Source organism: Streptomyces bobili, from assembly GCF_002154575.1.
In the GTDB taxonomy this organism is placed as follows: domain Bacteria; phylum Actinomycetota; class Actinomycetes; order Streptomycetales; family Streptomycetaceae; genus Streptomyces; species Streptomyces bobili.
The window spans coordinates 1-3,809 of record NZ_MUBA01000660.1 but is presented as its reverse complement, the minus strand read 5'-3'; the positions used below and the strand labels follow the sequence as shown (position 1 = coordinate 3,809).

Sequence of the window (3,809 nt, the reverse complement as noted above, 5' to 3'; positions counted from 1 at the left end):
CCTCGTCGACGAGGCCATGTCCGTCATCTCCGCCGGCAGCCACGCCACCGCCGACCACCTCGCCCACGCCGAGGAGATCTTCGGCTCCGTCGGCAAGACGCTCCGCGTCCCCGAGTCGCAGCAGGACGCCTGCACGGCCCTCTCCGGCTCCGGCCCGGCGTACTTCTTCTACCTGGTCGAAGCGATGACGGACGCCGGCATCCTGCTCGGCCTGCCCCGCGACAAGGCCCACGACCTCATCGTGCAGTCCGCGATCGGCGCCGCGACGATGCTCCGCGACAGCGGCGAACACCCCGTCAAGCTCCGGGAGAACGTCACCTCCCCGGCCGGCACCACCATCAGCGCCATCCGCGAACTCGAGAACCACGGCGTACGTGCCGCCCTCATCGCCGCTCTGGAGGCCGCCCGCGACCGCAGCCGCGAGCTGGCCGCCGGCACCAAGGACTGACGGCGGCCCGGCCCGCCCACCGGGGGCGCTCACTTCGCCGCGTCCACCACCTCCGCGGTGGTGACGACCCGCGCGAAGCCTCCCCCGTGCAGCGACACCGCCGACGCCTGCCCCACCTCGTCGGCGGTCCGCCGCCAGCCGAACGGCCCTGCCAGGTCGAACGTGTACGTGGCGTCGTACGCGACCACGACGTCGTACCCCAGATTCCCGCCCATCCGCGCGGTCGTCTCCACGCACATGTTGGTCTGGATCCCGGCCACCACGAACTGGCCGACCCCCTCCGCCTTCAGCCAGGCGTCGAGATCCGGCGTCCCGTAGAAGGCGGAGTTCACCGTCTTCGTGAGGAACAGCTCGGCCCCCGCACCCTTGCCCCTCCTCTCCTCCACGTACGCCTTGAAGCCGTTCCCCTCATATCCCGCCCGCAGCGGCGACTCCGGCTTGACCGAGTCATGCCGCACAAACACGACCGGCCGCCCCGAGGCCTGCCATACGTCGATGAGCGAGGCGATGTTGTCGTCGGCACCGGGATTGTTCCGACGCCCCCAGAACTCGGCCTCGTCGAAGCCCTTCTGCACGTCCACGACCACCAGTGCCGCGTTCTCAGCGATATCCATGCCCTCGATCCTGCCGCTGGCAGCCCGCTCACCCCAGAGGCCGGAAAGTCAGCGATCGATGGTTTACTGCCACGCATGCAGCAGGAGCAGGAGCAGGTACCTCCCCGACCGGAACCGCAGGACGCGTACCGCGTGGCCCTCGTCGCCTTCCCCGGCATCCGAGCCTTCGACGTCTCCGTCATCACCGAGGTCTGGGGCACCGACCGCACAGACCGCGACGCCCCCGCCTTCGACCTGCGCCGCGTCGCCACCGACACCACCACGCCCGTCCCCATGCGCGGCGGACTCAGCCTCCTCCCCGACCGCACCCTCTCCTGGCTGCCTCGCGCCGACCTGATCCTGGTCCCCGGCCTCGACGACCACCTCACCCGCGCACCAGCACCCGTCCTCGAGGCCCTCCGCCGCGCCCACGCCCGCGGCACGACCATCGCCGCCCTCTGCGGCGGAGCCTTCACGCTCGCCCAGGCCGGCCTCCTCGACGGCCGCCGCGCGATCACCCACTGGAACCTCACCGACCTCCTGCGCGCCCACCACCCCCGGGTCACGGTCGTTCCCGACGCCCTGTTCATCGAGGACGACAACATCTGGACCGCCGCCGGAACGGCAGCCGGCATCGACCTCTGCCTCCACCTGGTCCGCCGCTCCCACGGCGCGGAGGCGGCCGCCACCATCGCCCGCTCGATGGTCACCGCCCCCTTCCGCACCGGCACCCAGGCCCAGTTCATCGAACACGCCACCCCGCACACCGACCGCGACGCCGACACCCTCGCCGCCGTCCGCGAACACGCGCTCCGCCACCTGCACGAACCGCTCACGGTCGCCGGCCTGGCGGCCCGCGCGGGCATGTCCCCGCGCAGCTTCGCCCGCCACTTCGCGGCAGCCACCGGCTCCACCCCGCTGCGCTGGCTGCTCGACCAGCGCCTCGCCGCGGCGCAGAAACTCCTCGAACGCACCGACCTCCCCATGCCCGAGGTCGCCCGCCGCGCGGGCTTCGGCAGCGAGGTCACGATGCGCCAGCACTTCGCGTCGCGCCTCGCCACCAGCCCACGCGCCTACCGGGCCGCGTTCAACTCCGGCTCCGCGGGTTCCGCCACCGCGGGCAGCAGCCCGATCGCCCGGTAGGCGGCATCCACGACCGGCCGGGCCATGGCCCGCGCTCTCTGCGCACCATCCCTCAGCACCCCCTCCACGAACACGGGGTCGGCGCACAACTCCTTGTGCCTGGCCTGCACGGGCCTGAGAACCTCCACCACAGCCTCCGCGGTGTCCTTCTTCAAAGCGCCGTACGACTCGTATACGTCTGCCAGCGCCTCCGGGTTCCCGCCCGTGCAGGCCGCGAGGATCTCCAGCAGATTGGCGACTCCGGGCCGCCCCTCCCGGTCGTACTCGACGTCTCGTCCGCTGTCGGTCACGGCCCGCATGACTTTCTTCCGCACGACGTCCGGCTCGTCCAGCAGATAGATGATGCCTGGACCGGAGTCGTCGCTCTTGCCCATCTTCGACATCGGCTCCTGAAGGTTCATGACCCGCGCCCCCACCGCCGGAGTAGTGGCCCGCGGCACCACGAACGCCTGCCCGTACCGCTGGTTGAACCGCAGCGCCAGATCCCGGGTCAGCTCCACATGCTGCGTCTGGTCGTCTCCGACCGGCACCTCGTCCGTCCCGTACGCCAGGATGTCCGCCGCCATCAGCACCGGATAGGTGAGCAGCGACAGCCGCACGCTCCCACCCCGCTCACGCTCCCGCGCGGCCTTCTCCTTGTACTGGATCATCCGCCGCATCTCGCCGTCGGTGGCCACACACTCCAGCAGGTACGACAAGCGTGCGTGCTCGTCGACATGGCTCTGCACGAAGAGGGTGCACAGCCGCGGATCCAGTCCGGCCGCCAGCAGCAGCGTCGCGGCCTGCCGGCTCAGGCGACGCACCCGCGCGGGGTCGTGGTCGACGGTGAGCGCGTGCAGATCGACGACGCAGAACAGCGCGTCGGCCCGGTGCTGGTCGACCGCGGCCCACTGCCGCATGGCCCCCAGGTAGTTCCCCAGCGTCAGATGCCCGGTCGGCTTGACCCCGCTGAAGACCCGCTTCATCTCTCCACCTCCTGGTCGAGGCCGCCGCACCCGGCCGGCCGACTCCCAGGAGGGAGAAACAGAAACGGCCGCCGAGGCGGCGGCCGTTGAGTGCATACGTCAGTCCGGCCGCCGTCAGGCGGCCCACCACAGCTGGGTGCTGCACGTACGCGTAGTCATGAGAGGCAGGCTACGCCTCCAGGGTGGTACCAGGACCTGGGTTGACACACCTGGGGCGGCTACGTAGTGTTCTCCGAGTTGTCCGACGTGAGCGCCGACTCCGGTCGGTCCCCGGACAGCCATTCCGCAAGTACCAACCACACCTCGACGAGCAGTCGATTCGTCTGTCGTCGTGTCATTGGCGTGTGTATTCGCGAAATGAGGAATCCGCGTTCGAAAGGACGCAGCCCCGATTGGCTTCGGGGCCAGGGAATCCGCTAAAGTCTCACTCGTCGGAACGGCCCAACAGTCGGGAAGGCAACCCCCTTCTGACGGGGAATCAGCGCCGAAAGGATCTGATAGAGTCGGAACCGCCGGAAAGGAAACCGCGAAACAAAAGCGGGAACCTGGAAAGCACCGAGGAAATCAGAACCGGAAACGGTCTGATAGAGTCGGAAACGCAAGACCGAAGGGAAGCGCCCGGAGGAAAGCCTGAGAGATTCTCTCGGGTGAGTACAAAGG

The 3,809-nt window shown here is 69.6% G+C and carries 4 protein-coding genes; 2 read left to right on the top strand and 2 right to left on the bottom strand.

Translation table 11 applies throughout. The features are described from left to right. Window positions 1–448 (top strand): pyrroline-5-carboxylate reductase family protein (locus tag BZL64_RS35675; RefSeq protein ID WP_279634655.1); only part of this gene is annotated, 448 nt, incomplete at its 5' end. 29 nt (window positions 449–477) lie between these two features. On the opposite strand, the gene BZL64_RS35670 is transcribed toward BZL64_RS35675, so the two are convergent. Beyond that, window positions 478–1,062 carry a cysteine hydrolase family protein gene (locus BZL64_RS35670; RefSeq protein WP_086773195.1) on the bottom strand — a complete coding sequence of 195 codons (585 nt, stop codon included), beginning with the start codon at window positions 1,060–1,062 and terminating at the stop codon, window positions 478–480. A gap of 75 nt (window positions 1,063–1,137) precedes the next feature. On the opposite strand from BZL64_RS35670, the gene BZL64_RS35665 reads away from it, so the two are divergent. Further along, window positions 1,138–2,184, top strand: coding sequence for a GlxA family transcriptional regulator (locus tag BZL64_RS35665; protein WP_086773194.1), 1,047 nt, complete (start codon window positions 1,138–1,140; stop codon window positions 2,182–2,184). Here the strand turns inward: BZL64_RS35665 and trpS are convergent. Further along, the gene (gene trpS, locus BZL64_RS35660) at window positions 2,115–3,149 is read right to left on the bottom strand and encodes a tryptophan--tRNA ligase (protein ID WP_086773193.1); all 1,035 of its coding nucleotides are present in this window, start codon (window positions 3,147–3,149) and stop codon (window positions 2,115–2,117) included. The genes BZL64_RS35665 and trpS overlap by 70 nt on opposite strands. Between the last annotated feature and the right edge of the window lie 660 nt (window positions 3,150–3,809).